Annotated in this window: 25 protein-coding genes; 5 read left to right on the top strand and 20 right to left on the bottom strand. The window is 68.2% G+C overall.

Features of this window, described 5'->3' with window-relative positions:
- Nucleotides 1–32 precede the first annotated feature (32 nt).
- The 8 genes from ET475_RS13545 to ET475_RS13510 form a co-directional block, all read right to left on the bottom strand.
- On the bottom strand, nucleotides 33–1328 hold the full coding sequence (locus ET475_RS13545) for a S8 family peptidase (protein WP_129391297.1): 1296 nt from the start codon (nucleotides 1326–1328) through the stop codon (nucleotides 33–35).
- Complete coding sequence (locus tag ET475_RS13540; protein WP_129391293.1) at nucleotides 1325–1873, bottom strand: DUF501 domain-containing protein; 549 nt, start codon at nucleotides 1871–1873, stop codon at nucleotides 1325–1327. The genes ET475_RS13545 and ET475_RS13540 overlap by 4 nt, the downstream gene beginning before the upstream one ends.
- A 39-nt stretch (nucleotides 1874–1912) precedes the next feature.
- Nucleotides 1913–2350, bottom strand: coding sequence for an FtsB family cell division protein (locus ET475_RS13535; RefSeq protein WP_242497642.1), 438 nt, complete (start codon nucleotides 2348–2350; stop codon nucleotides 1913–1915).
- Between the two features lie 182 nt (nucleotides 2351–2532).
- Nucleotides 2533–3813 (bottom strand): phosphopyruvate hydratase, encoded by a 1281-nt coding sequence (eno, locus tag ET475_RS13530; protein ID WP_129391287.1) that lies wholly within the window; start codon nucleotides 3811–3813, stop codon nucleotides 2533–2535.
- Nucleotides 3814–3875: 62 nt separating this feature from the next.
- Nucleotides 3876–4334: a YdeI/OmpD-associated family protein gene (locus ET475_RS13525; protein WP_129391284.1), complete on the bottom strand. Its 459-nt coding sequence runs from the start codon at nucleotides 4332–4334 to the stop codon at nucleotides 3876–3878.
- Nucleotides 4331–5299 carry a CPBP family intramembrane glutamic endopeptidase gene (locus tag ET475_RS13520; protein ID WP_129391281.1) on the bottom strand — a complete coding sequence of 323 codons (969 nt, stop codon included), beginning with the start codon at nucleotides 5297–5299 and terminating at the stop codon, nucleotides 4331–4333. The genes ET475_RS13525 and ET475_RS13520 overlap by 4 nt, the downstream gene beginning before the upstream one ends.
- Nucleotides 5296–6336: a DUF1648 domain-containing protein gene (locus tag ET475_RS13515; protein WP_129391278.1), complete on the bottom strand. Its 1041-nt coding sequence runs from the start codon at nucleotides 6334–6336 to the stop codon at nucleotides 5296–5298. The genes ET475_RS13520 and ET475_RS13515 overlap by 4 nt, the downstream gene beginning before the upstream one ends.
- The gene (locus tag ET475_RS13510) at nucleotides 6333–6683 is read right to left on the bottom strand and encodes a GntR family transcriptional regulator (RefSeq protein WP_129391275.1); all 351 of its coding nucleotides are present in this window, start codon (nucleotides 6681–6683) and stop codon (nucleotides 6333–6335) included. Before ET475_RS13510 ends, ET475_RS13515 begins: the two co-directional genes overlap by 4 nt.
- A 107-nt stretch (nucleotides 6684–6790) precedes the next feature.
- Here ET475_RS13510 and ET475_RS13505 point away from each other — a divergent pair, with 107 nt between their 5' ends.
- Nucleotides 6791–7267 (top strand): PaaI family thioesterase, encoded by a 477-nt coding sequence (locus ET475_RS13505; RefSeq protein ID WP_129391272.1) that lies wholly within the window; start codon nucleotides 6791–6793, stop codon nucleotides 7265–7267.
- On the opposite strand, the gene ET475_RS13500 is transcribed toward ET475_RS13505, so the two are convergent.
- The 6 genes from ET475_RS13500 to ET475_RS13475 form a co-directional block, all read right to left on the bottom strand.
- Entirely contained in the window at nucleotides 7268–7807 is a 540-nt protein-coding gene (locus ET475_RS13500) for a hypothetical protein (protein ID WP_129391269.1), read from the bottom strand.
- Complete coding sequence (locus tag ET475_RS13495; protein WP_129391266.1) at nucleotides 7804–8058, bottom strand: hypothetical protein; 255 nt, start codon at nucleotides 8056–8058, stop codon at nucleotides 7804–7806. The genes ET475_RS13500 and ET475_RS13495 overlap by 4 nt, the downstream gene beginning before the upstream one ends.
- 61 nt (nucleotides 8059–8119) lie before the next feature.
- Nucleotides 8120–9382, bottom strand: a complete 1263-nt coding sequence (hisS, locus tag ET475_RS13490; RefSeq protein WP_242497857.1) for a histidine--tRNA ligase — start codon at nucleotides 9380–9382, stop codon at nucleotides 8120–8122.
- Nucleotides 9383–9414: 32 nt separating this feature from the next.
- A complete protein-coding gene (locus ET475_RS13485; RefSeq protein WP_129391258.1) occupies nucleotides 9415–10128 on the bottom strand; it encodes a nucleoside triphosphate pyrophosphohydrolase in 714 nt (237 codons plus the stop codon).
- Between the two features lie 2 nt (nucleotides 10129–10130).
- On the bottom strand, nucleotides 10131–10928 hold the full coding sequence (locus tag ET475_RS13480; protein WP_129391255.1) for an alpha/beta fold hydrolase: 798 nt from the start codon (nucleotides 10926–10928) through the stop codon (nucleotides 10131–10133).
- On the bottom strand, nucleotides 10925–12067 hold the full coding sequence (locus tag ET475_RS13475) for a Na+/H+ antiporter NhaA (protein ID WP_129391252.1): 1143 nt from the start codon (nucleotides 12065–12067) through the stop codon (nucleotides 10925–10927). The genes ET475_RS13480 and ET475_RS13475 overlap by 4 nt, the downstream gene beginning before the upstream one ends.
- A gap of 124 nt (nucleotides 12068–12191) precedes the next feature.
- On the opposite strand from ET475_RS13475, the gene ET475_RS13470 reads away from it, so the two are divergent.
- Nucleotides 12192–12374 (top strand): hypothetical protein, encoded by a 183-nt coding sequence (locus ET475_RS13470; RefSeq protein ID WP_129391249.1) that lies wholly within the window; start codon nucleotides 12192–12194, stop codon nucleotides 12372–12374.
- A gap of 15 nt (nucleotides 12375–12389) precedes the next feature.
- Here ET475_RS13470 and ET475_RS13465 read toward each other — a convergent pair whose 3' ends face one another.
- Nucleotides 12390–12989, bottom strand: a complete 600-nt coding sequence (locus ET475_RS13465; RefSeq protein WP_129391246.1) for a gamma carbonic anhydrase family protein — start codon at nucleotides 12987–12989, stop codon at nucleotides 12390–12392.
- Between the two features lie 110 nt (nucleotides 12990–13099).
- Here ET475_RS13465 and gdhA point away from each other — a divergent pair, with 110 nt between their 5' ends.
- A complete protein-coding gene (gene gdhA, locus ET475_RS13460; RefSeq protein ID WP_129391243.1) occupies nucleotides 13100–14485 on the top strand; it encodes an NADP-specific glutamate dehydrogenase in 1386 nt (461 codons plus the stop codon).
- An 18-nt stretch (nucleotides 14486–14503) separates the two neighbouring features.
- On the opposite strand, the gene mfd is transcribed toward gdhA, so the two are convergent.
- Nucleotides 14504–18130, bottom strand: coding sequence for a transcription-repair coupling factor (gene mfd, locus ET475_RS13455; RefSeq protein WP_129391240.1), 3627 nt, complete (start codon nucleotides 18128–18130; stop codon nucleotides 14504–14506).
- A gap of 57 nt (nucleotides 18131–18187) precedes the next feature.
- Between mfd and ET475_RS13450 the strand changes: the two genes are divergently transcribed.
- Entirely contained in the window at nucleotides 18188–18643 is a 456-nt protein-coding gene (locus ET475_RS13450) for a hypothetical protein (protein ID WP_129391237.1), read from the top strand.
- 6 nt (nucleotides 18644–18649) lie between these two features.
- Here ET475_RS13450 and pth read toward each other — a convergent pair whose 3' ends face one another.
- Entirely contained in the window at nucleotides 18650–19234 is a 585-nt protein-coding gene (gene pth, locus ET475_RS13445; RefSeq protein ID WP_129391234.1) for an aminoacyl-tRNA hydrolase, read from the bottom strand.
- Nucleotides 19235–19300: 66 nt separating this feature from the next.
- Nucleotides 19301–19921 (bottom strand): 50S ribosomal protein L25/general stress protein Ctc, encoded by a 621-nt coding sequence (locus ET475_RS13440; protein WP_129391231.1) that lies wholly within the window; start codon nucleotides 19919–19921, stop codon nucleotides 19301–19303.
- 232 nt (nucleotides 19922–20153) lie between these two features.
- Between ET475_RS13440 and ET475_RS18275 the strand changes: the two genes are divergently transcribed.
- Nucleotides 20154–20276 carry a hypothetical protein gene (locus tag ET475_RS18275; protein ID WP_277985758.1) on the top strand — a complete coding sequence of 41 codons (123 nt, stop codon included), beginning with the start codon at nucleotides 20154–20156 and terminating at the stop codon, nucleotides 20274–20276.
- A 46-nt stretch (nucleotides 20277–20322) separates the two neighbouring features.
- On the opposite strand, the gene ET475_RS13435 is transcribed toward ET475_RS18275, so the two are convergent.
- Nucleotides 20323–21036, bottom strand: coding sequence for an ABC transporter ATP-binding protein (locus ET475_RS13435; protein ID WP_129391228.1), 714 nt, complete (start codon nucleotides 21034–21036; stop codon nucleotides 20323–20325).
- Nucleotides 21023–21766 carry an ABC transporter ATP-binding protein gene (locus ET475_RS13430; RefSeq protein ID WP_242497856.1) on the bottom strand — a complete coding sequence of 248 codons (744 nt, stop codon included), beginning with the start codon at nucleotides 21764–21766 and terminating at the stop codon, nucleotides 21023–21025. The genes ET475_RS13435 and ET475_RS13430 overlap by 14 nt, the downstream gene beginning before the upstream one ends.
- Nucleotides 21767–21844 lie beyond the last annotated feature (78 nt).

The raw sequence follows: 21844 nt of genomic DNA, 5'->3' as shown, positions 1-21844 counted from the left end.
GGTCGCGGCGGTGTTCACGGTGTGGAGAACTCCTAGAGATTCTTGCGGCGAGGCGTGCGTGAAGAGCGCGCCGAACGGATACGTCTGGCAGCAACGGTGACGCCCAGCCCCACCAGTATAGCGGGCACCGTGACCGCGATGAGCGGGAGGCTGCCGTAGAGCACCCGATCGCGATCCGGCAGCAGTACCGAGGCCGGCGTCGAGACCGGATCGGCGCGCGGCAGCGGAGGCACTTCGACGGGCTTGGACGTCGGCGTGGGTGCCTTCTCGACCGGAGCACGCCGGTACAGACGAATCCATTCCTTCAGATCGCCCATCGGGTTGGTCGAGACCCGCGCCACCTTGTCGGACACCGCAGCCTCGGCATCCACGAGACCGTAGCCGTACAGCGGACTGGGGGTGTGGGTCATCCCCTTCGCCGGGCGTGCGGTCTTGATGATCCGCTCGATGACGTTGTCGGCATCCAGTTCTGGGTGCGCCGCGCGCACCAGCGCCACCACGCCCGACACGATGGGCGCGGCGCCGCTGGTGCCCTTCCAGATGACCGGCTCACCATCGGCTGAGATACCCAGCAGCTTCTCGCTGGGAGCTGCCACACCGATGGTGATGCCCTGAGTGGATGCCTCGACGCTGGCCTTTCCGCTCGGGTCGACACCGGCGACGGTCAGAACACCGGGGATGGTGGCCGGAGCGCCCACGATTCCGGTGCCGCTGCCGCGGTTGCCCGCGGCGACGACCACCACGACATCGTGGTTGAACGCGTACAGGAAGGCGTCGTCCCAGCTCTGATCCCAGTCGAGGGTGTTCGTCGTGAACGACAAGTTGATGACCTTGGCACCGTGGTCGACCGCCCAGCGCATCGCATTCACTATCTGCTCGTCGAAGGGCACCCGTGCGCTCGAGCCCTCGAAGCCGATCGAGATCGAGAGCAGATCCGCCTCGGGGGCGACCCCGATCATGTCTTCACCCTCGTCGGCATCGCGCGCGGCCGCCAGCGATGCGACCCAGCTGCCGTGATTCGCATCGATGGCGCCGACGGCCGTGCGTCCGTCGGACGACCCGGCTCCCGACACATCGGTGCCGTCGGTCACCGCCGGATCGAGTTCGGGCGCATGCCCCACACCGGTGTCGATGATGGCGATCTTCACGCCTTTGCCCTTGGTGACCTTCCACGCATCCGTGATGCCGTAGTCGTTGAGCCAGTACTCCTGCGCGCGCAGGCTGTCTTGATCGGCGGCGGGGTCGGGATCGGGGGTTGCGGATGCCGCGGTGCAGGCGAGCACGGCGATGGCACCGGCCAGCGCCACGCCCAGAAGGCGGCGGATCATGCCGCTCCCCCGTCGGCGACGACATCGTCCAGCAACGGTCCGGGCTCAGCACAGGCGCACTGACGTGGTGTCCACCGCGAACGCTCCAGCGCGGCATCGCCGATCGGGTTCACGCCCGCACCGGCGGCCAGCGCGTGCGCCGCCAGCGCATGCAGGCACTTCACGCGCGCGGGCATGCCGCCCGCCGAGATGCCGGCGATCTCTGCCACCTCGCCGAACTGCGCGCGGTCGGCGAGGTACGCCTCATGCGCACGCTGGTACGCGGCCTGCAACTCGGCATCGTCGGCCAGCGCGTCTTGCAGCTCGCGCATCACATGGTCGGCTTCCAGCCGCGACATCTCTGCGGTGGCCGCCGGATGCGTCAGGTAGTACAGCGTCGGGAACGGCGTGCCGTCGGGCAGCCGAGGGGCGGTCGCTGCGACGGTGGGGTTTCCGCACACGCAGCGTGCGGCGATTCCGATGACACCCCGGGCAGGGCGGCCCAACTGCGCGCGCAGAACGGCGAGGTCGGCGTCGCTGACAGGGGCGAACGGCGGGGTGGTCACAGTGACCAGGCTATCGGGGCCGTCCGAAAAACCGCTGGGTCACCGTGACGGGGTGGGGCTGGACGACGAGCTCGAGGTGGGGGCCGGCGTCGGCGTCGAATCGCCTGCGGCCGGCACCGCCGTCTTGGCGAGACCTGCCTGGGCAACCGATCTCACGAGCTGCGACATCCAATCGGTGTGCGCGGCCTCGACCTCATCACTGACCGGCGCCTTCTCTTGCGGAATGTCGGTGTCGGGCAGATCGTCGTCGACGAGATAGACCACCTCGCCGGGGTTGGTGAAGTAGAGCCGCTCGCGCGCCTGCGTGGTGATGTAGGCGGGGTCGTCCCAGCGCGCGCGCTGACGCTCGAGCGCGTCGATCTCGTTCTGTGTGACGCGCACGGACTGCTGCAGTGCGGCGATCTGCTGACGCTGGCCGACGTAGGTGCTCACCGTGGGAACGAGCACGAACACCGCGATGACTACCAGGCCCAGCATGATCGCGGTGAAGCCCGAGAGACGGGATCCTGCCAGCCACGCACGCACATCGACGGGACGATGCGTCGGGGAGGCGGCACTGCCCCGCTGCGCATCAGTGCGCGAAGCGGGCTTGGGGGGAACGGAAGAAGGGGGAGTCGGCCTCTTGACCATGACTCCCCCTCTCCTACGCCGTGACGGCGTCAGCCCTTGTAGCGCGGGAAGGCCGCGCGGCCGATGAACTCCGCCGCGTCGCCCAGCTCCTCTTCGATGCGCAGAAGCTGATTGTATTTCGCGACGCGCTCGCTGCGGGCGGGCGCGCCGGACTTGATCTGACCCGAGTTCACCGCGACGACCAGGTCGGCGATCGTGGTGTCTTCGGTCTCGCCCGAGCGGTGCGAGAACATCGTCGTGTATCCCGAGCGGTGCGCGAGCTCGACGGCGTCGAGGGTCTCGGAAAGCGTGCCGATCTGGTTGACCTTGACCAGCAGCGAGTTCGCCACGCCGAGGTCGATGCCCTTGGCGAGGCGCTCGGGGTTCGTGACGAACAGGTCGTCGCCGACCAACTGCACCTGGGTGCCGATCTTGTCGGTAAGGGCCTTCCAGGCGTCCCAGTCGTCTTCGGCCAGGGCGTCTTCGATCGTGACGATCGGGTAGTCGTTCACCAGGCCGGCGAAGTAGTCGGTGAGCTTCTCGGCCGTCCACGGCTTGCCCTCGACGGTGTAGACACCGTCTGCGAAGAACTCGGTGGCGGCGACGTCGAGTCCCACGGCGATGTCGGAGCCGGGTGTGAAGCCGGCCTTCTCGATCGCCTTCACGAGAAAGTCGAGGCCCTCGCGGTTGCTGGGCAGATCGGGGGCGAAGCCGCCCTCGTCGCCGAGACCGGTCGCATAACCGGCAGCCTGAAGCTCGCCCTTGAGAACGTGGTAGGTCTCGGCACCCCAGCGCAGCGACTCCGCGAAGTTCGACGCGCCGATGGGAGCGAGGAAGAACTCCTGAAAGTCGATGCCGTTGTCAGCGTGCTCGCCGCCGTTGATGACGTTGAACAGCGGAATCGGCAGGACGTGCGCGTTCGGTCCGCCCAGGTATCGGAACAGCGGCAGATCGGCGCTGTCGGCGGCGGCCTTGGCCACGGCCAGACTCACACCGAGAATCGCGTTCGCACCGGTGCGCGACTTGTTCTCGGTGCCGTCGGTGTCGATGAGGATCTCGTCGATGACGCGCTGGTCCGCGGCATCCACTCCTTCGATGGCCGGGCCGAGCTCGTCGACGACCGCGGCGACGGCCTTGAGCACGCCCTTGCCGCTGTAGCGGCTCTTGTCGCCGTCGCGCAGCTCGTATGCCTCGAAGGCGCCGGTCGATGCACCCGAGGGGACGGCCGCCCGCTGGACGATGCCGTCGTCGAGGAGCACCTCCACCTCGACGGTCGGGTTGCCGCGCGAGTCCAGGATCTCGCGCGCGTTGACTGCCTCGATAAGTGCCACAGTGACTCCTTGAGTGGTGGGCGGAAGTTCTCGGAGCGACATCGGTCCGGCCACGAGTCTACTCAGCCCGGCATGCCCTCCTGTGCGCTGAGCTTTTCGACGATGGCGGCAACGCGTCGCTCGCGCGTGGCCTGCTGCTTCGCCTCGGTCACCGCGCGCACGTGCTCCTTGCGGTACGTGTAAGCGAGAGCATCGAACCGGGCACGCACCCCGGGGGCGGCGTCCAGAGCGGCCGCCAGATCGTCGGGAATCTCGACCTCGCGCTCGCCGGTATCAAGTTCGATCACGGCGTCGACGGTGTCGGAGATCTCGACGCCGAGTTCGCCGCGCGCCGCCTTCGACATGCCGATGAGATTCTTACCTCCCATGACACCCAGGCGCAGCGAGGCGGTGTGCGCACCGATCGTCACCCGCACAGCTGCACGTTTGCCGCCACCGAGCTCATCGACCTGGGCGTCGGTCAGGACGATCGCCGCCGCGGGGCCCTGCGGCTCGAGAACGGTGCGGATCTGCAGACTCATAAGCCGATCATGCCCGATTCCGCGGCGGCTGTCACCGTCTTCTCACCCGCGCGCGGTTGTCGGCGAAACTGCCCGGTGAGAACGAGCACGACCACGACCACGGCCAACACCGCCCACGAGATGACGCCCAGCGGACCCACGATCGCAAGATCCGGCTGCTCCCCTGCGGCGCGCAGCAAGAGCACCAGCCCGCCCACCGCATTCAACGAGCCGTGCGCGAGCACGGCCGGCCACACCGAGGCACTGCGCAGACGCATCCACCCCAGCAGAACGCCCCACGCGACGCATCCGCCGATCATGAACAGCACCCCGGTGATGTCGGTGCGTCCGAAGTCGTATCCCAAGAGAATGATCGGCGCATGCCAGATCCCCCACGCCACACCCGTGATCAGCAGGGCCGGCCACGTGCCCAGCGGCCGCAACGCCGGCAGCAGCCACCCGCGCCAGCCGAGCTCCTCCCCCGTGGTCAGCACGCTGTTTATCAGCGCACCGCCAGGGATCAGCAGCAGCTGCACCGCGACCAGCAGTGCCATCGGCGGCAGTTGAGCACCGGGCGATGTCGCCTGCACCTGCTCGGCGAAGCCCGAGAAGTCGACCAGATCCAGCTGCACGAGGCCCAGCGCCCCCGCGATGAGCGTCACCGCGACCACCACGACGATCGGCGCGAACAGCGCGATCAGCAGTATCCCGATGAACCGACGCACCGGGCGCAAGGGCCACATCCCGAGAAAGCGCAGCCGGTTCTCGCGCGGCGCGCGCATCACGAAGACGGCGACGAGCATCGCCAGGGTGGGCGTGAGCATCATTGCGGGCAGCAGCAGACCCGCCCACGGCGAGGCCAGACCGTCGCCCGAGAGCCACAGCGGCAGGGCGACGACCCACCCGAGTCCGAGGGCGACGACGAGATAGACGATCACCGCCGGCCACGCGACTCGCACCCGGTCATTCTGCGCAACATCGGTCATCTCGACCCCTCTCGATCGCGGCCGGATGCCGCATCCGCACACACCGCAGACAGCAGCGCGGCACCGGTGGCGGCGTCATCGACCGTGACGACGAAGGTGCGACCGTTCGTACGGGTGACCTCCAGCGCGTCGCCTGCCCGCAGCACGACACCGAACCGACCGTCGGTCGACAGTCGCACACCCCATCCACCGAACTCGGCGAACGGATGCACGTTCGTCGCACGCACCGAGCGCACCTCGTCGGGCCGGATGCGAAAGCGCGGCCATCCCGCCGTCGACCGCACGAGCAGCCCGTCTGAGCCCACCCGCACACGAAAGGTGAGCATCGTCAGCATGGCCGCGACGAGTGCGACGTTGACGATCGCCACAATCCACCAGGCCGGTACCTCCAGCGCCAGCATCACGACCGTCATCACGATCAGAACTCCTGTCAGAGACCCCAGCGTGACGATGCCCGCCCGCGCGGTGGTGGCCGTCGCCACCCATGCCGCCCGTTCCCCGGGCCCCAGCGGCAGAGGCACGGCATCTTGCCTCGTCAGCTCTGCAGGCACGACGGCGGGCTGCAGGAACCAGGCTGCGACGCCCAACACGACGGCGACGCCGAATCCGGCGAACATCCAACCCATGACATCCGGCGCGTCCGCCGCATCGGCGAGCCCGCGCTGCACCCCTACGCTGGCGAGCATCATGACGGCGAACATCCCGGCGATGGCGAGGTTCATCGCACCCAGCAGACGCGCAGTCGGCGACCACTGCGGCCCGTCCGGGTCGCGCGGCGGCAGCCGGTGCGCGTACAGCGCCATCACCGACATCCCGGCGATCAAGACGAGCGGCAGCCCGACGCCGAAGAGCAGATAGGTCCATGCCGGCCCGAAACCGTCGGGCCCGCCGCCGCCCGACCAATGCGTCGCCGCCGGGTCAGGCAGCTGCGGTAGCCAGACGGCGATGACGATCGCCGACAGCAGCGTGACCGCCGTGGGCGCCAGGACACCGACCCAGAGGAAGGCATGGCGGGCACGGCGGACATCGGGATTCATACAGTGGTCTCCTTCACAAGGGCGGCGAGAGTGGCAGAGGACAGTCCGAGGGTGGCCCCGCGAACGACGAGGTCGTGGATCTCGTCGGCCAGCGCGGCCAGGCGGGTGGCGGCGTCTGTCACCACGACTCCGCGGCCGCGGCGCATATCGACGAGTCCTTCGTCACGCAGCATCTGATACGCGCGCAGCACCGTGTGCACATTGATGCCGAGCGATTCGGCGACGTCGCGGGCGGGTGGCAGGCGGTCACCGGCAGACAGCCGCCCGGCGGCGATGTCGGTGCGCACCGACGCGGCGACCTGGTCGAACAGCGCCACACCGTTGACGGGATCGATGCGGAAGAGCACATAGTTATTCTAGGGTAACTAGAACAATATGGGAAAGACAGCCCGCGCTTGTTCCTACGGCACAGTCGATGTCGCGCGCGTGCGACGGATTTGGCACGCTGGTGCCCATGCGCATCACTCCCCGCCGGCTGGCCCTGGGCATGAGTCTGTGGATCCCCAATCTTTTCAGCGGCATCCGCGTGAAGCGGTATGCCGACGACTGGACCAGCGCAACGGTCGAACTGCACGTCAACGTCTTCACGCGCAACTACGTCAAGACAGCGTTCGGCGGATCCATGTCGGCGATGACCGATCCCTACTTCTTCATGCTCGTCATGCATCAGCTCGGCCGCGACTATGTGATCTGGGACACCCGAGGCGAGATCGAGTTTCGCAAGCCGGGTCGTGGCGTTCTCACGGCCCACTTCGAGGTGCCGGCCACCAAGGCACAAGAACTGCGCGAGCGCGCACGGGGCGGCGCGAAGGTCTTGGAATGGTTCGAGACCGACATCACGGATGCCGCCGGCGACGTGGTCGCGCATGTACGACGCGAGGTCTACGTGCGTGAGAAGCGGCGGGTCACGCAGAGTTCGACACCTGCCTGATCACGCTGCGCCGGCAGTCTTCTGGATCGGCAGTCCGGTGTCGCGCACGAGGTACACCCATGGAAACGCGCGGCACCCCACCTGCCAGCCCTCCGCGCGCTCAGCGGCCCCCGACGCGCGCCAGAGAACCCGCCGATGCTGCCACTGGGTCTCGCCGCGAACCATGCGGTGTGAGAGCAGCCCCGCTTCGACGGTGTGCCAGCCGGCGCGACCGGCGATCTCCAGCTCACGCATCTCGTCGAACGCTGTGACCGGGCCGAGCCAGCGTTCGGTCTCGTTCTCGAACTCGTCGATGGCCGCACCGAACCGCTGTTGCGCGGCCTGACGCGTCATGCCGAGCTGCTTGCCGATGCGCGCCCAACTCACGCCGCCCGCGCGAGCGGCGATGACCGACGCGTGCAGCATGTCACGCGCTTCACCCTCGGCGCGGGCGCTGGCCGCGATGATGGCGAGATGCGCGGGGGCGTCGAGGGCATCGCCGTCGCCGACCCCGGCCGCCTCGAGCACCACTCGGCCGACCGCTTCGGCGAGTTCGGTCATCGCCTGACTTCTTCGCCGGGCAGCCAGCGCGCGGATGATCCTTGCCGACGCAGCCCGTTCATCCACCCCCAGAAGTAGGCGCCGACGAGCATGGTGCCGATCCCGGCACCGAGGGCGAGACCGCCCGCGAATCCGTGCCAGTCGAACCCGGCCGAAAGCACGACGACGATCAGACCGACCGCCACGAGACAGATGGCCAGGGCGACGACTCCCCGCGAGAGGCGAGTAGTAGGTGTTCGTGAAGTCCTCATACCGTCAACCTACGCTTGACAGGCGAACCCGTCAAGGAGAAGTTGACATGGCCGTTCGAGATCAGCCCAGCGGCTTCGTCTCCAGGTCGGTCTGTCCCGCGGCCACCGTCGCGAACGCCGTGTACCCATCGGCACGGGCGCGCTCCAGCAGCGCCTTGAGGTTCTTGGTGCGCGTCTCGAGCCGAACACGCCCGCCCGCTGCCACCAGGCGAGCCTTGTGCGCGGCCAGTTCGGCGACGGGCACATCGCGTTCGTGCACCACCACGACGGCCTCGGCCGCGGCATCCTCACCCTGCTCGACCAAGTCGACGATGCGCTCGAAACCGATGGAGAACCCGACGGCGGGCACATCCTGCCCCAGGAAGCGACCGATCATGCCGTCGTAGCGCCCGCCACCGCCCAGCGAATACGAGACGCTCGGGTGCGACAGTTCGAAGATCGTGCCGGTGTAGTAGCCCATGCCGCGCACCAGGAACGGGTCGAAGACCAGCGGCACTCCCCCGAACTCGGTCTCGTGCGAGCGCGCGGCGGCCACGGCCGCACCGATGCCGACAAGGTGGGCGACGACCTCGTCGGGCGCTCCCTCGGGCAGTGCTTTGCGGATCTGCCGCTCGCCGAACGGCACAAACTCGAGCGTCTGCGGGCGTCGCAGGAACGCCTCGAATGCATCCACGGCAGTCGCGGCAGCACCCCGCTCGCGCAGCTCTGCGCCCACACCGTCAGGCCCGATCTTGTCGAGCTTGTCGATCGTGATGAGCACACCAGGTCGCTCGTCGGCGCCGAACCCGAAATGCTCGAGCATCCAGTCCAGCAGCCGCCGGTCGTTGATGCGGATGCCGCCGCCCTCGAGTCCGAGCGCGTCGAGAGTATCGAGCGTCGCCACGGCCAGCTCTGCCTCGGCACGGGCCGATCCGTCACCGATGATGTCGATGTCACACTGCATGAACTGGCGGTAGCGGCCCTTCTGCGGGCGTTCGGCACGCCACACCGGCGCGATCTGAATCGAACGGAACACTCCCGGCAACTCGCCCCGGTGGCTCGCATAGAAGCGTGCGAGCGGAACCGTCAGGTCGTAGCGCAGGCCGAGGTCGGTCAGTGCCGCGGGGTCTTCGGCGGCGGCGCGAATGGCATCGGCGTCCAGACCGCGTCGCAGCACGTTGTAGGCGAGCTTCTCGTTGTCACCGCCGATGCCGGCATGCAGCCGGCCGTAGTCCTCCATCACCGGCGTCTCGATCTCGTCGAAACCGTGCGCCCGATAGCGCTGACGGATGACGGCGAGCACGCGCTCGCGGCGGGCCTTGTCGGCGGGGAGGAAGTCGCGCATGCCGCGCGGCGGATTCACGGAGGGCACGACGGCTATTCTTCCAGGTCGCCTCGACCCGTTGCGACGCGGGTGGATGCCTCGGCCGCGCGTATCTCGTCTTCGAGACGCCGCAGCCGCTCGCGCAGTGCCCGTTCGGCGTCCCACCCGTTCCCGCGGGCGTGGGCGACCAGCGCCAGCAGTTCGTCGCCGAGCTCAGCCTCGGTCGCGGGTGCGTCAGCGCGTTTCGACCCGCTGCGCTCGCTCAACGAACGGGAGCCAGCGCGCCCCAGCAGCTTCTGCGCAAGAGCGAGCGACGGCATCCGTTCGCTCACTCCGTCGAGCACGGAGCGCCGTTCCTGCTTCTCAGCGGCCTTCGCCGCGTTCCACAGCACGAGGACCTCTTCCGGCGTGCGGGCGACAGCATCGCCGAAGACATGCGGATGCCGCCGCACCATCTTCTCGACCAGGCCGTCGGCCACGTCGTCGATGTCGAACGGCTCATCCACATCGCGCGAGGCAATCTCGGCGTGGAACAGCACCTGCCACAGCAGATCGCCCAGCTCTTCGCGCATATCGGCGCGGGAGCCGGCTTCGACGGCGTCGATGAGCTCGGCGCTCTCCTCGACGAGGTACGGCACCAGATCGCGGTGCGTGATCTGCTGCGACCACACGCACCGGTCGCGCACCGCATGCATGACGTCGGCGGCGCGCCGCAGGGCATCGGATGCCGCAGGCACATCGCCGGGAACGCTGCCGGGCTGCGGCATCCTCACTCCCCCTGCCGCAGGAAGGCGACGATGGCCTCACCCCAGGCGCGCGTCTGGGCGAGCGAGTGCGCGACCTGAAACTCGGAGTCGGGAATCAACTCGTGCAGCGTCTCGCCGGTCGACACCGGGTGCCCGGGATCACCGCTCCAGCTGAGGATCAGCGTCGGCACGGGCAAGCCGCGGATCGCCTCCTGCTGCGGCAGGTCTGCCTCAGCGGCACCGCGCAGCACCGTGGGCAGCAGCTGCGGGGAGACCCGCACCGGCAGTGCGGCCGGAAGCTCGGCGAAGATCCCGACCGGCGGCATCATCTCCTGGGCGCGCTCGAGCGCCTGCACCCCGCCGTTCTCGACGATCTGGGCGAGCTGCCGATACATGTCGCCCTGCGCGGCACGCGTCTGCCATGCCGTCGGCGGTGCCGTGAGCACGAGGCGCGCGAAGCGATCGGGGCGACGCACTGCTGCTGTCAGGATCGAGCCGGTTCCCATCGAGCATCCCATGGCGATGACGGGCTCGTCGGGCTGCAGCTCGTCGATCAGGGCGAGGAAGTCGTCGGCCAGGCTCGACCATGTGTACTCGTCAGGATCGGTGCCCCCACCCGACGCTCCGTGCCCGCGCCAGTCGAATCGCAACAGCCGGAACCCCGCGGCCACGAGCGGAGCGAAGTCGAAGATTCCGGCATCCTCCATCGTGTCGCGGTCGTTCGTCAGCCCGTGACCGAAGATCACGAGCGGGCCATCGCCGGCCACCGACCAGTCGATGCGTGCGCCCCGGATCACCGCACTGCCCTCACGTCTGCTCATGCGCTCTGCCTCCTGTGTGCTCGTGCACGCCACGATACGACGAACGCCGACACGACGAGAGCCGTCAACGACCCGCACAGCACCCCGAGCACCGCCTGATCGCGCAGCTCGGGCGCATCGGCGAATGCGAGGCCCGCCAGCAGCAGCGACACCGTGAACCCGATGCCGCCCAGCGCCGCGGCGGCCAGAAGGTCGGCGAACCGGATCCGATCGCTTGGTGCCACCCGCAGCACCCGCTGCGCGAGGAGCGCTGTGCCGGTGATGCCGATGAGCTTGCCGACCGGCAACGCGATGGCGATACCCCAGAAAACCGGCGAGAGCGACCCCGTGCGGGGAATCGTCACGAGTGCCGCCGACAGCGCGAACAGCGGCAGGACCACGCCGTTCACCCAGGGCTCCAGCACGTGCGCGACCCGCATGCCCGGCCGCTGGGATGCGGCAAGTCCCAGCAGCACTCCGGCGATGGTTGCATGCACGCCTGAGGCCAGCATCGCCGCCCACGCGCCGATCGCCAGCACGATCATGGCAGCGACGATCGCGCGAGCCCCACGACCGCCCAGGGCACGACTGAGCACGCCGAACGCCACGACCAGCACGAGAGCGAGCAGCAGCATCCCGACGTTCACATCGCGAGCGAACAGCACGGCGATGAACACTATGCCGATGATGTCATCGAGAATGGCCAGTGCCAGCAGAAAAACCCGCACGCGGGCCGGCAGGCCGCGTCCGAACACGGCGAGAACGCCGAGTGCGAAGGCGATGTCGGTCGCCGTGGGCACCGGCCAGCCCCGGCCGAGCCCCGACGGCGCCGCCACCGCCAGATAGACCACGATCGGCACGAGCACACCACCGGCGGCGGCGATCGCCGGCAGCAGGGCGTTGCGGGCAGAGCGCAGTTGACCTGCGGTCAACTCGAACTGCAGCTCGACGGCCACGGTGAAGAAGAAGAGCGTCAGCAGCCCGTCGGCGATCCACGCTCCGATATCGAGGGCGAACGGGGTGCCCGCCGGCCCGAAGCTGAAATGCTGTACCGCGAAGGCGACCGACGAGGCCGGAGAGTTCGCCAGCGCCAATCCGCATCCGGCCGCGACAAGCAGCAGCACCGCGGCCAACCGGGGAGAGCGCAAGGGGTGGGTCATGGTGTCTCCGTCATCATCGATGTCGCGCGCGCGATCAACGCCGACCAGACTTCCCGGCACACCGGTGTCCATCGTAGCGGCGGGCCTGGTCCGCGATGTCGGAGGGCGGCGTTACCGTCGACACATGACGACGCAGACAGCATCCCCCGCGGCACTGGCCACACCCGAGACCTGCCCGCTGTGCACGTCGGTCGACGTGCGCGTGGTCGACGATGCATGGTTCGTCATCGAGCTCGACCGTGCCGACGATCTGCGCGAGCCCGCGGTTGCGTTCTCATGCCGCGAATGCGGATGGCACTGGGATTGAGTGGCGACCGCGGGCTCAATCGAGCCGGCGGTCGTGTTCGTGGCGTGCCAGGCTGCGCCCGTACCGCTCGGTGAGCTGCACCATCAGGTCGGGCGTCTCGCGGTCAAGTCCGAACACGTAGCCGGGAAAGTCGAGTTCCTGCTGCGCGTTCCAGATGTCTTCGTGCCGGTCGGGCGGCAGCACCTGCACCGGATCGCCCACCGCCACCCATCCGATCGGCACGACGGTGGACTCGGCCAGATGCGTGCGCAGGTGCACGACGGCGTTGATCCGCACCTCGCACCGGGCATCGATGTGCGCGCCGTTGAAGATCCGGGTGCCGGTGGCCAAGAAGACCTCTTCACCGATCGTCGCGCCCGAGATGCTGGCCATCGGCCCGACCAGGGTGTGGTCGCCGATGTGCACGGGGTTGGTGGCACTGGCCCGGATGAGGGCGTTCTCCATCACTATCACGCTGGCCCCGAGCGTGATAGGCCCGCCCTCGGCGGTGATCACCGCACCGTGCAGCACTTGGCAGTCGGGCCCGATGGTCACGTCGCCGCTGACCACCGCGGTGGGTGCGACAACGGCCGTCGGATCGATCCGCGGGCTCGCACCCACATGTTCGAAAAGCATCCTCGCCCCCGTCGTCCGACGATCCGCGCTCGTCATATTTGCGACGACCCGCGTCCGTCACAGACTACCGCCGGGTAAAGTGAAACGGTTCGCACGCCGTGTGCGCAGCCATGCCGCAGGCCAGAAAGCCCCCCATTGTGACCACGACTCTCACTGCTCTTCCCGTCTCCGTCCGCTCTGTGTACGACACCGTCGTCGCCCGAAACCCGCACGAACCCGAGTTCCTGCAGGCCGTGCACGAGGTGCTCGACTCCATCGGACCGGTGCTGGATGAGCACCCTGAGTTCGTCGACACCGGTGTGCTCGAACGACTGGTCGAGCCCGAGCGGCAGATCATGTTCCGCGTGCCGTGGGTCGACGACGAGGGCATCCTGCGCGTGAACCGCGGGTACCGCGTGCAGTTCAACTCCGCGCTGGGCCCCTACAAGGGCGGCCTGCGCTTCCACCCGTCGGTGAACCTGTCGATCGTGAAGTTCCTCGGCTTCGAGCAGATCTTCAAGAACGCGCTGACCGGTCAGGGCATCGGGGGCGGCAAGGGCGGAAGCGACTTCGACCCGCACGGCCGGTCGGATGCCGAGGTCATGCGCTTCTGCCAGTCGTTCATGAGCGAGCTGTACCGCCACATCGGCGAGCACACCGACGTTCCCGCCGGCGACATCGGCGTGGGCGGCCGCGAGATCGGCTATCTGTTCGGCCAGTACCGCAAGATCACGAACCGCCACGAGTCGGGAGTGCTCACCGGCAAGGGCATCGGCTGGGGCGGTGCCGAGGTGCGCACCGAGGCCACCGGCTATGGCGCGGTGTTCTTCGTGCAGGAGATGCTCGCCGTCCACGGCGAGACCCTTGAAGGAAAGCGCGTCGGCGTGTCCGGCTCAGGCAACGTCGCCATCTACGCGATCGACAAGGCCCGCCAGCTCGGCGGCCTGCCTGTCACCGCCTCAGACTCCTCGGGGTACGTCATCGACGACGCCGGCATCGACGTCGACCTGCTGCGCCAGATCAAAGAGGTCGAGCGCGCCCGCATCGCCGAGTACGCGGCCCGGCGCCCGGGCGCCCGCTATGTCGACGGCGGTCGGCCGTGGGAGGTGCCGGTGGATGTCGCCATCCCCTCGGCCACGCAGAACGAGATCGACGCCGACGACGCCCGGGTGCTCGTGGACAACGGCGTGCGCGCGGTCGCCGAGGGCGCCAACATGCCCTCGACCCCCGAGGCTGTGGAAGTGTTCCAGTCTGCCGGCGTGCTGTTCGGTCCGGGCAAGGCCGTCAATGCCGGCGGCGTGGCAACGTCCGCGCTGGAGATGAGCCAGAACGCGGGCCGCGAGCACTGGGGCTTCGCCGACAGCGAGCACAAGCTGCGCGCGATCATGCGCGATGTGCACGCGGCATCGTTCACCGCCGCCCGCCGCTACGGCCAAGAGGGCGACTACGTGGTCGGTGCCAACTGCGCCGGCTTCGAGCGGGTCGCCTCGGCGATGTACGCCCAGGGCGTCATCTGAGCTGTCCTGAGCCGCCGGTCAGGATGCCGCAGATGCGGCACCCGCGGCCTCGGCGACCGGCAGCGGCCACAGCTGGTCGAGCAGCTGCCCGACCCAGGCGATGAGGTCGCCGTCCGGCATCCGCTCGCCCGCCGCAGTCGGCAGGGGCACGACCAGGGCGTCTCCCCCGGCCACGAGCTTCGCCTTCGGGTACAGCCGCTGCAGCCGCACGCGCATCGAGTCGGGCAGCTGCGCCGGCGCAATGCGCAGGTTCGGGCCCATCGCCACGACATCGGCCAGTGCCGACTGCGCGGCCCGTCGCCGTAGGCGTGCGACGGCGACCAGGCCCTCGGCCTCACCGGGCAACTCGCCGTAGCGATCGCGCAGCTCGTCGACGACGAGGTCGATGGCATCGTCTGTGGCAGTGACCGATGCGGCGCCCGACAGCTTCTGATAGGCCTCCAACCGCAGCCGCTCGCTGTCGATGTACGTCTCGGGCAAGCGCGCCTGCACGGGCAGTTCGAGCCGCAGCTCGGTCGGCCCCTCGGTGTCTTCGCCGCGGAATGATGCGACTGCCTCGCCGACCATGCGCAGATACAGGTCGAAGCCGACGCCGGCGATGTGGCCCGCCTGTTCGGCGCCGAGCATGTTGCCTGCGCCACGCAACTCCAGGTCTTTCAAGGCCACCTGCGTACCGCTGCCCAGGTCGTTGTTCACGGCGATGGTCTCGAGCCGGTCGGCGGCCGTCTCAGACAGCGGCTTCATCTCGTCGTAGAGGAAATACGCATAGGCGCGGTCGCGCCCGCGCCCCACCCGTCCGCGCAGCTGGTGCAGCTGACTGAGGCCGTATTTGTCAGCGCGATCGATGATGATCGTGTTCGCGTTGGAGATGTCCAGCCCGGTCTCGATGATCGTGGTGCACACCAGCACATCGGCGCGGCGCTCCCAGAAGTCGTCGACCACGGCTTCGAGCTGGTGCTCGCCCATCTGGCCATGCGCGACGGCGACACGCGCCTCAGGCACCAACTCGGCCAGGTGCGCAGCCACCCGCTGGATCGACTGCACACGGTTGTGCACATAGAAGACCTGTCCCTCGCGCAGGATTTCGCGCCGGATCGCCGCGGCGACCTGCTTGTCGTTGCGCGGCCCGACATAGGTGAGAATCGGGTGCCGGTCTTCGGGCGGGGTCTGCAGCGTCGACATCTCGCGGATGCCGGTGACGGCCATCTCCAGTGTGCGGGGAATCGGGGTCGCGCTCATGGCGAGGATGTCGACGCCGACCTTGAGCTTCTTCAACGCGTCTTTGTGCTCGACACCGAAACGCTGCTCCTCGTCGATGATGAGCAGTCCGAGGTCTTTGAACATGACCTTCTCGGTGAGGATGCGGTGCGTGCCGATGACCATGTCGACGGTGCCGTCAGCCAGGCCCGCCAGCGTCTGTCGCGCTTCTTTGTCGGTCTGAAAGCGCGACAGCGGGCGCACCTTCACCGGAAAGCCGGCGTAGCGCTCGGCGAAGGTCTCGAGGTGCTGCTTGACCAGCAGTGTGGTGGGCACCAGCATCGCGACCTGCTTGCCGTCTTGAATCGCTTTGAACGCCGCGCGCACAGCCACCTCGGTCTTGCCGAAGCCGACGTCGCCCGACAGCAGCCGGTCCATCGGCACGGGCTTTTCCATATCGGCCTTGATCTCATCGATGGTCTGCAACTGGTCAGGCGTCTCGGCGAACGGGAACGCCTCTTCGAGCTCCCGCTGCCACGGCGTGTCAGGCCCGAACGCATGGCCCTTCGAGGCCATCCGCGCCGAATACAGTTTCACGAGCTCGACAGCGATGTCGCGCACGGCCCTGCGCGCCTTGCCCTTGGCCTGTGCCCAGTCGCTGCCGCCCATCTTCGAGAGAGTGGGCGCTTCGCCGCCGACATAGCGCGAGAGCAGGTCGAGCTGATCGGTGGGTACATAGAGCTTGTCCCCGGGATAGCCGCGTTTGCTCGGCGCGTACTCGAGCACGAGGTACTCCCGTGTGCTCTTGACCGGGTTGCGTCCGCCGCTGGAGACCTCGCGCTGGGTCAGTTCGACGAACCGGCCGATCCCGTGCGTGGAGTGCACGACGGCCTCGCCCGGCTTCAGCTGCAGCGGATCCACGACGTTGCGCCGCCGCGAGGCGAGCTTGCGCACGACCCGCGAGTCGGCGGCGACGGTGCGCCCGTAGAACTCGTTCTCGGTCAGCACCGCGAGTTTGGCACTGGATGCCTCGAACCCGCGCTCGAGCGTGGCGACGACCACGTGCACCACACCGGGTTCGGGGGGCTCGAACACCTCGTCGACACGACGGGCGGCGATTCCGCGCTCGCCCAGCACGTCGCGCGCGCGATCGGCCAGCCCCGCACCCGATGCGGCGACCACGACGCGGTACCCGTCGCCGAGCAGCTGGGCGATGTGACCGGTTGCTCCGTCGATGTTGCCCTGGAACGACGGCACCGCCTGGCCGTCGACACGCACGGCACCGAGGTCGCCGGCATCGGCGACCGCCAATCCCTCGGCCGCGGCATCCGCCGCTCCCGAGTCGAAGGCGCTGAACGTCCACCACACACCGTGGCGATCGCGGGTGCGCTCGTGCAGCTCGGGCAGTGTGAGAAAGTCTCCCGAACCGAGGTCGACGGGGCTCTGTCCACCTGCCGTGGCAGCGCTCCACGCCGCCTCGAGAAATTCGCGGTTGGTCTCGGCGAGGGTCAGCGCGCGGGTGACTGCCCGCTCGGGGTCGAGCAGGGCCACCGCCGTCTGAGTCGGAAGGTAGTCCACCAACGCGACCAGATGATCGGCCAGCGCGGGGGTGAGCGATTCCATGCCTTCGGCCGGAATACCCTCGGCCATCTTCTCGAGCATTCCGCGCAACGCCGGGGCTCGTTCGGCGAGTTCGCGTGCACGCTCGCGCACGGTGTCAGTCAACAGCAGCTCACGACTGGGCAGCAGGTCGACCTGTGCGATGTCGCCGGGCAGACTGCGCTGGTCGGCGACCGAGAACGCGCGGATCTGATCCACCTCGTCGCCGAAGAACTCGACGCGGAAGGGATGATCGGCGGTCGGCGGAAAGACGTCGAGAATGCCGCCGCGCACGGCGAACTCACCGCGTCGCGAGACCATATCGACGCGAAGATAGGCACGCTCGACCAGCTGAGCGCTCACCGCCGACAAGTCGTGTCCTCGCGAACCGGCCGCCAGAACGATCGGCACCGCCTCATCGAGGCCGCCGGCCAGCGGCTGCAGGGCCGCACGTACCGAAGCCGTGACGATCAGCGGTCCCCTGTCGTCGCCGGCCGCCGCCCACTCGCGGGCACGGCGCAGCGCGTCGAGTCGTCGCCCGACGGTCTCGGCGCTCGGACTGAGCCGTTCGTGCGGCAGCGTCTCCCACGCGGGAAAATGCAGGACCGTCGCCCCCGGCAGCAGCTCTTCCAGCGCCGGCCCCACCGACTCCGCGCGCCGACTCGTGGGGGTGATCACCAGCAGAGCGGCGGGGTGGCCGCCTTCACGACGCCGTTCGACCAGCGCCGCGAGCACGGGCGCATTCATGCCCTCGACGAGCGAGAAATCGCCGTCGACGGATGCCGCCGCCAACGCGTCTCGCACGGTATCGGCCTGCGCGAGGGCGCGCGCGATCCCGGGAACTGTCACCAGAGGATTCTACGGGGCATCTCAGACACCGGCGCACGGGCCTCTAGGATGAGGCGCGTGAGCTCCGATCTGTTCTCCCCCCTTCCCGAACCGGCCGCCGACCCGTTCGCAGCCGGCACCGACAGCAGTCGCACCCTGGGGGTCGTCGCCCTCATCATCGGCGCCGTGATCGTCGTCGCCGCCACCGTCACCTCCGCGATCGCCGGTTACCCGGTGGGGGTCGCCGCGGGTCGCGCGTTTGCCGAGGCTCCCGTCGGATCGGGCGTCGACCCCACCTGGCTCGCCCCGCTGCAGGGATGGGTGGCCGTGGTCGAAATCGCGTTCTGGGCGGGAACCATCGGCGGCATGTGGGCGCTCATTCAGGGCATCATCGCGATAGCTCAGAACCGAGGGCGCGTTCCCGGTATCGCGGCCGCAGTGATAGCAGTGGCGGGACCGGTACTGTTCACCGTCGCCGGAACGATGACGATGATCGCAGGCTATGCCACGGCATCCGGGATGCCGGTGGGGTGAGGCCGCTCACGCGCGGGGCGCGTGGTGCTTCTGTTGGGCTGCCAGCAGTCCCTCGTCGATGAGCTGCTCGACGGCGTCGGCGGCATCCGACAGCACCAGCGGCAGCGCCTTGCGCTCGGCGGCGCCGAACGGTGACAGCACCCAGTCCGCTGGATCCTGACGGCCCGGCGGTCGCCCGATCCCGACCCGCACCCGCACGAACTCGGGCGTGTCCAGAGCCTTCGCGATGTCGCGCACGCCGTTGTGCCCGCCGTGGCCGCCGCCGATCTTCAGTCTGAGAGAGTCGAACGGAATGTCCAGCTCGTCATGCACGACCACGACGTGCGCCGGATCGACGCCGTAGAATTTCGCGAGGTTCGCGACCGGTCCGCCCGAGATGTTCATGAAGCAGTTCAGCTTGGCGAGCACCAGCTTGTCGGCGCCCGGCCGCAGCCAGGTCTCCACGACCCGCGCACCCGCTTTGTGCGCCCTGAAGCGTTCGCTCCGCCGCTCGGCGAGCTCATCGACGACCATCTGGCCGACGTTGTGCCGGGTCTGTTCGTACTGCGGCCCCGGATTGCCCAGGCCCACCACCAACCAGGTGTGCGGCATGCGTCATCCCTCCCAATACGCGTCGAGGGGGCGCGCAGAACGCACCCCCTCGACGACGATTGCGGGCTACTCTGCGGCGGTCTCTTCGGCCGGCGCGGCCGCCTCGGCGGCCTCGGTCTCAGTGGCGCTCTCTTCAGGCTCGGCAGCGGCCGACGGCACCGAGATGGCCACGATCAGCAGTTCGGCGTCGGAGACGAGCGAAGCGCCCTTGGGCAGCTTCAGGTCGCCAGCAGTGATGTGGGCGCCCTCTTCGAGGTCGGTGACGTCGATCTCGACATGCTGCGGAATGTGCGTGGCTTCGACCTCGAGTGCGACCGAGACGGCGTCGAGGTTGGCGATGGTGCCGGGAGCCGACTCGCCGTTGACGAGGATCGGAACCTCGACCTGGATCTTCTCGCCCTTCTTGACGACGAGCAGGTCGACGTGCTCGATGATCTGACGCACCGGGTCGCGCTGCACGTCTTTGACCAGGGTCAGCTGGGTGGTGCCGTTCACGTCGAGCTCAAGCACCGCGTTGGCACGCCGCACCAGCAGCGAGACCTGGTGACCGGGGAGGGCGACGTGCACCGGGTCGGTTCCGTGACCATAGATGACGGCGGGGATCTTGCCGGCCGCGCGCAGGCGCCGGGCGAAGCCCTTGCCGAAGTTCTCACGCAGTTCAGCGTGGACCGTGGTGTCCTCAGACATGTGAATCTCCTTGCGGGACCCGCGGGGCGGGTCCGGATGTTTGGGGGTCGTGTTCAACTCGAACGCATGCGCGTGAGGAAAGCCGCCAGGGCCCGCTTCACTGCGTCGATCACGGATGCTGCGCTGCGATATGGCCGCGTGGCATCCCTCGCCGAAGTTGCGGTCCGAGTCTACCAGGCAGACCGCTACGATGAAGACGACGTCTGCACGCACCGCCCCAGGAGGAACACCCATGGATGCCCAGCTCGCTTCGGACCTTCTGCTCGGCTATGTCGGACTGGTCGTCGTGATCGGCATCGTCGGCACCATTGCATCGTTCTGGTTCCTCGGCCGGCAGAGCTACCGCAAGCACTGAGCTCAGCCCTGGTCCCAGTTCGAGGCCCTGGTCTCAGTTCGAGCGCTCACCCGACGCCGAGGTAAGCCTCTTTCACCGCGGGGTCGTTCAGGAGCTCCCGACCGGTTCCCGACCGCGTGATCTCTCCGGTCTCGAGCACGAATGCCCGGTGAGCGCGCGCCAGGGCCTGGTTCGCGTTCTGCTCGACGAGCAGGATCGTGGTGCCCTGCTCGTTGATCTCGGTGATGATCGAGAAGATCTGCTTGATGAACTGCGGCGCCAATCCCATCGACGGCTCGTCGAGCAGCAGCACGCGCGGCCGCGACATCAGGGCCCGCCCGATAGCGAGCATCTGCTGCTCACCGCCCGACATCGTGCCGCCGAACTGCTTCTTGCGCTCGGCGAGTCGCGGGAACAGCGTGTAGACCCGCTCGAACGACTCGTCCACATTCGCTCGGGTCTTCAGACCGAAGGTGCCCATGTCGAGGTTCTCGTGCACGGTCATGCCCGGAAAGATCCCCCGGCCCTCGGGGGCCTGCGAGATGCCCAGTACGACACGCAGATGAGCCTTCAGCTTGGTGATGTCGTCGTCCTCGAAGCGGATCGATCCGCTCGAGGGGTTCAGCAGGCCCGAGATCGTGCGCATCGTCGTCGTCTTGCCGGCACCATTCGCGCCGATGAGCGAGACGATCTCACCCTCCTCGACGGCGAACGAGATGTTGTGGATCGCCTCGATCCGACCGTAGTGGACCGAAACGTCCTTGAGCTCAAGCAACGTCATCTTCAGGCTCTCCGAGGTAGGCGGCGATCACTCGCGGGTCGTTGCGGATGGCGTGCGGCACGTCATCCGCGAGCTTCTTGCCGAACTCCAGCACGACGATGCGGTCGGTCACGCCCATGACCAGCTTCATGTCGTGCTCGATCAGCAGTACCGTGTAGCCCTCATCCCGAATCGTGCGGATGAGCGCCATGAGCTCTTCCTTCTCGGCCGGGTTGAAGCCGGCGGCCGGCTCGTCGAGGCACAGCAGCTTGGGATCGGTGGCCAGGGCCCGGGCGATCTCCAGACGGCGCTGCGATCCGTAAGAGAGCTCGCGCGCACGCTTCTCGGCATGCTGGTCGATGCCGACGAACTCGAGCAGTGCCATCGCACGATCGATCGCCGAGCGCTCCTCGCGGATGTGCCGTGGCAGGCGCAGTAGTGCACCCGGCACCGAGGTGCGGTGCCGGGCGTCCAGCCCCACCACGACGTTTTCCAGCGCCGTCATCTCACCGAACAGCCGGATGTTCTGGAACGTGCGCGCCAGGCCCATCCGGGTGATGCGGTGCTGCTTGCGTCCCTTCAGCGAGACGCCCTCCAGCAGCACATCGCCGCTGGTCGGTCGGTAGACGCCGGTCATGGCGTTGAAGCACGTCGTCTTGCCCGCACCGTTCGGGCCGATGAGCCCCAGGATCTCGCCTCGATTGATATCGAACGAGACGCTGTCCAGGGCCAGCAGTCCGCCGAACCTCATCGTGAGGTCGCGCACCTCGACGAGGCGCTCACCCACATCCACGGCGATGGCACGCTCTGCCTCGGCGCCCTCGACGAG

The organism is Microbacterium protaetiae (assembly GCF_004135285.1).
Classification (GTDB): Bacteria; Actinomycetota; Actinomycetes; order Actinomycetales; family Microbacteriaceae; genus Microbacterium; species Microbacterium protaetiae.
This window is presented reverse-complemented; position numbering and strand designations above follow the sequence as displayed.

Coding starts and splice junctions, on each gene's coding strand:
- ET475_RS13545 (WP_129391297.1), bottom strand. CDS start 1,328: ATGATCCGCCGCCTTCTGGGCGTGGCGCTGGCCGGTGCCATCGCCGTG.
- ET475_RS13535 (WP_242497642.1), bottom strand. CDS start 2,350: ATGCTGGGCCTGGTAGTCATCGCGGTGTTCGTGCTCGTTCCCACGGTG.
- ET475_RS13525 (WP_129391284.1), bottom strand. CDS start 4,334: ATGAGTCTGCAGATCCGCACCGTTCTCGAGCCGCAGGGCCCCGCGGCG.
- ET475_RS13520 (WP_129391281.1), bottom strand. CDS start 5,299: ATGACCGATGTTGCGCAGAATGACCGGGTGCGAGTCGCGTGGCCGGCG.
- ET475_RS13515 (WP_129391278.1), bottom strand. CDS start 6,336: ATGAATCCCGATGTCCGCCGTGCCCGCCATGCCTTCCTCTGGGTCGGT.
- ET475_RS13505 (WP_129391272.1), top strand. CDS start 6,791: ATGCGCATCACTCCCCGCCGGCTGGCCCTGGGCATGAGTCTGTGGATC.
- ET475_RS13500 (WP_129391269.1), bottom strand. CDS start 7,807: ATGACCGAACTCGCCGAAGCGGTCGGCCGAGTGGTGCTCGAGGCGGCC.
- ET475_RS13495 (WP_129391266.1), bottom strand. CDS start 8,058: ATGAGGACTTCACGAACACCTACTACTCGCCTCTCGCGGGGAGTCGTC.
- hisS (WP_242497857.1), bottom strand. CDS start 9,382: ATGCGCGACTTCCTCCCCGCCGACAAGGCCCGCCGCGAGCGCGTGCTC.
- ET475_RS13485 (WP_129391258.1), bottom strand. CDS start 10,128: ATGCCGCAGCCCGGCAGCGTTCCCGGCGATGTGCCTGCGGCATCCGAT.
- ET475_RS13480 (WP_129391255.1), bottom strand. CDS start 10,928: ATGAGCAGACGTGAGGGCAGTGCGGTGATCCGGGGCGCACGCATCGAC.
- ET475_RS13475 (WP_129391252.1), bottom strand. CDS start 12,067: ATGACCCACCCCTTGCGCTCTCCCCGGTTGGCCGCGGTGCTGCTGCTT.
- ET475_RS13470 (WP_129391249.1), top strand. CDS start 12,192: ATGACGACGCAGACAGCATCCCCCGCGGCACTGGCCACACCCGAGACC.
- ET475_RS13465 (WP_129391246.1), bottom strand. CDS start 12,989: ATGCTTTTCGAACATGTGGGTGCGAGCCCGCGGATCGATCCGACGGCC.
- gdhA (WP_129391243.1), top strand. CDS start 13,100: ATGCCGCAGGCCAGAAAGCCCCCCATTGTGACCACGACTCTCACTGCT.
- pth (WP_129391234.1), bottom strand. CDS start 19,234: ATGCCGCACACCTGGTTGGTGGTGGGCCTGGGCAATCCGGGGCCGCAG.
- ET475_RS13440 (WP_129391231.1), bottom strand. CDS start 19,921: ATGTCTGAGGACACCACGGTCCACGCTGAACTGCGTGAGAACTTCGGC.
- ET475_RS18275 (WP_277985758.1), top strand. CDS start 20,154: ATGGATGCCCAGCTCGCTTCGGACCTTCTGCTCGGCTATGTCGGACTG.
- ET475_RS13435 (WP_129391228.1), bottom strand. CDS start 21,036: ATGACGTTGCTTGAGCTCAAGGACGTTTCGGTCCACTACGGTCGGATC.
- ET475_RS13430 (WP_242497856.1), bottom strand. CDS start 21,766: ATGAGGTTCGGCGGACTGCTGGCCCTGGACAGCGTCTCGTTCGATATC.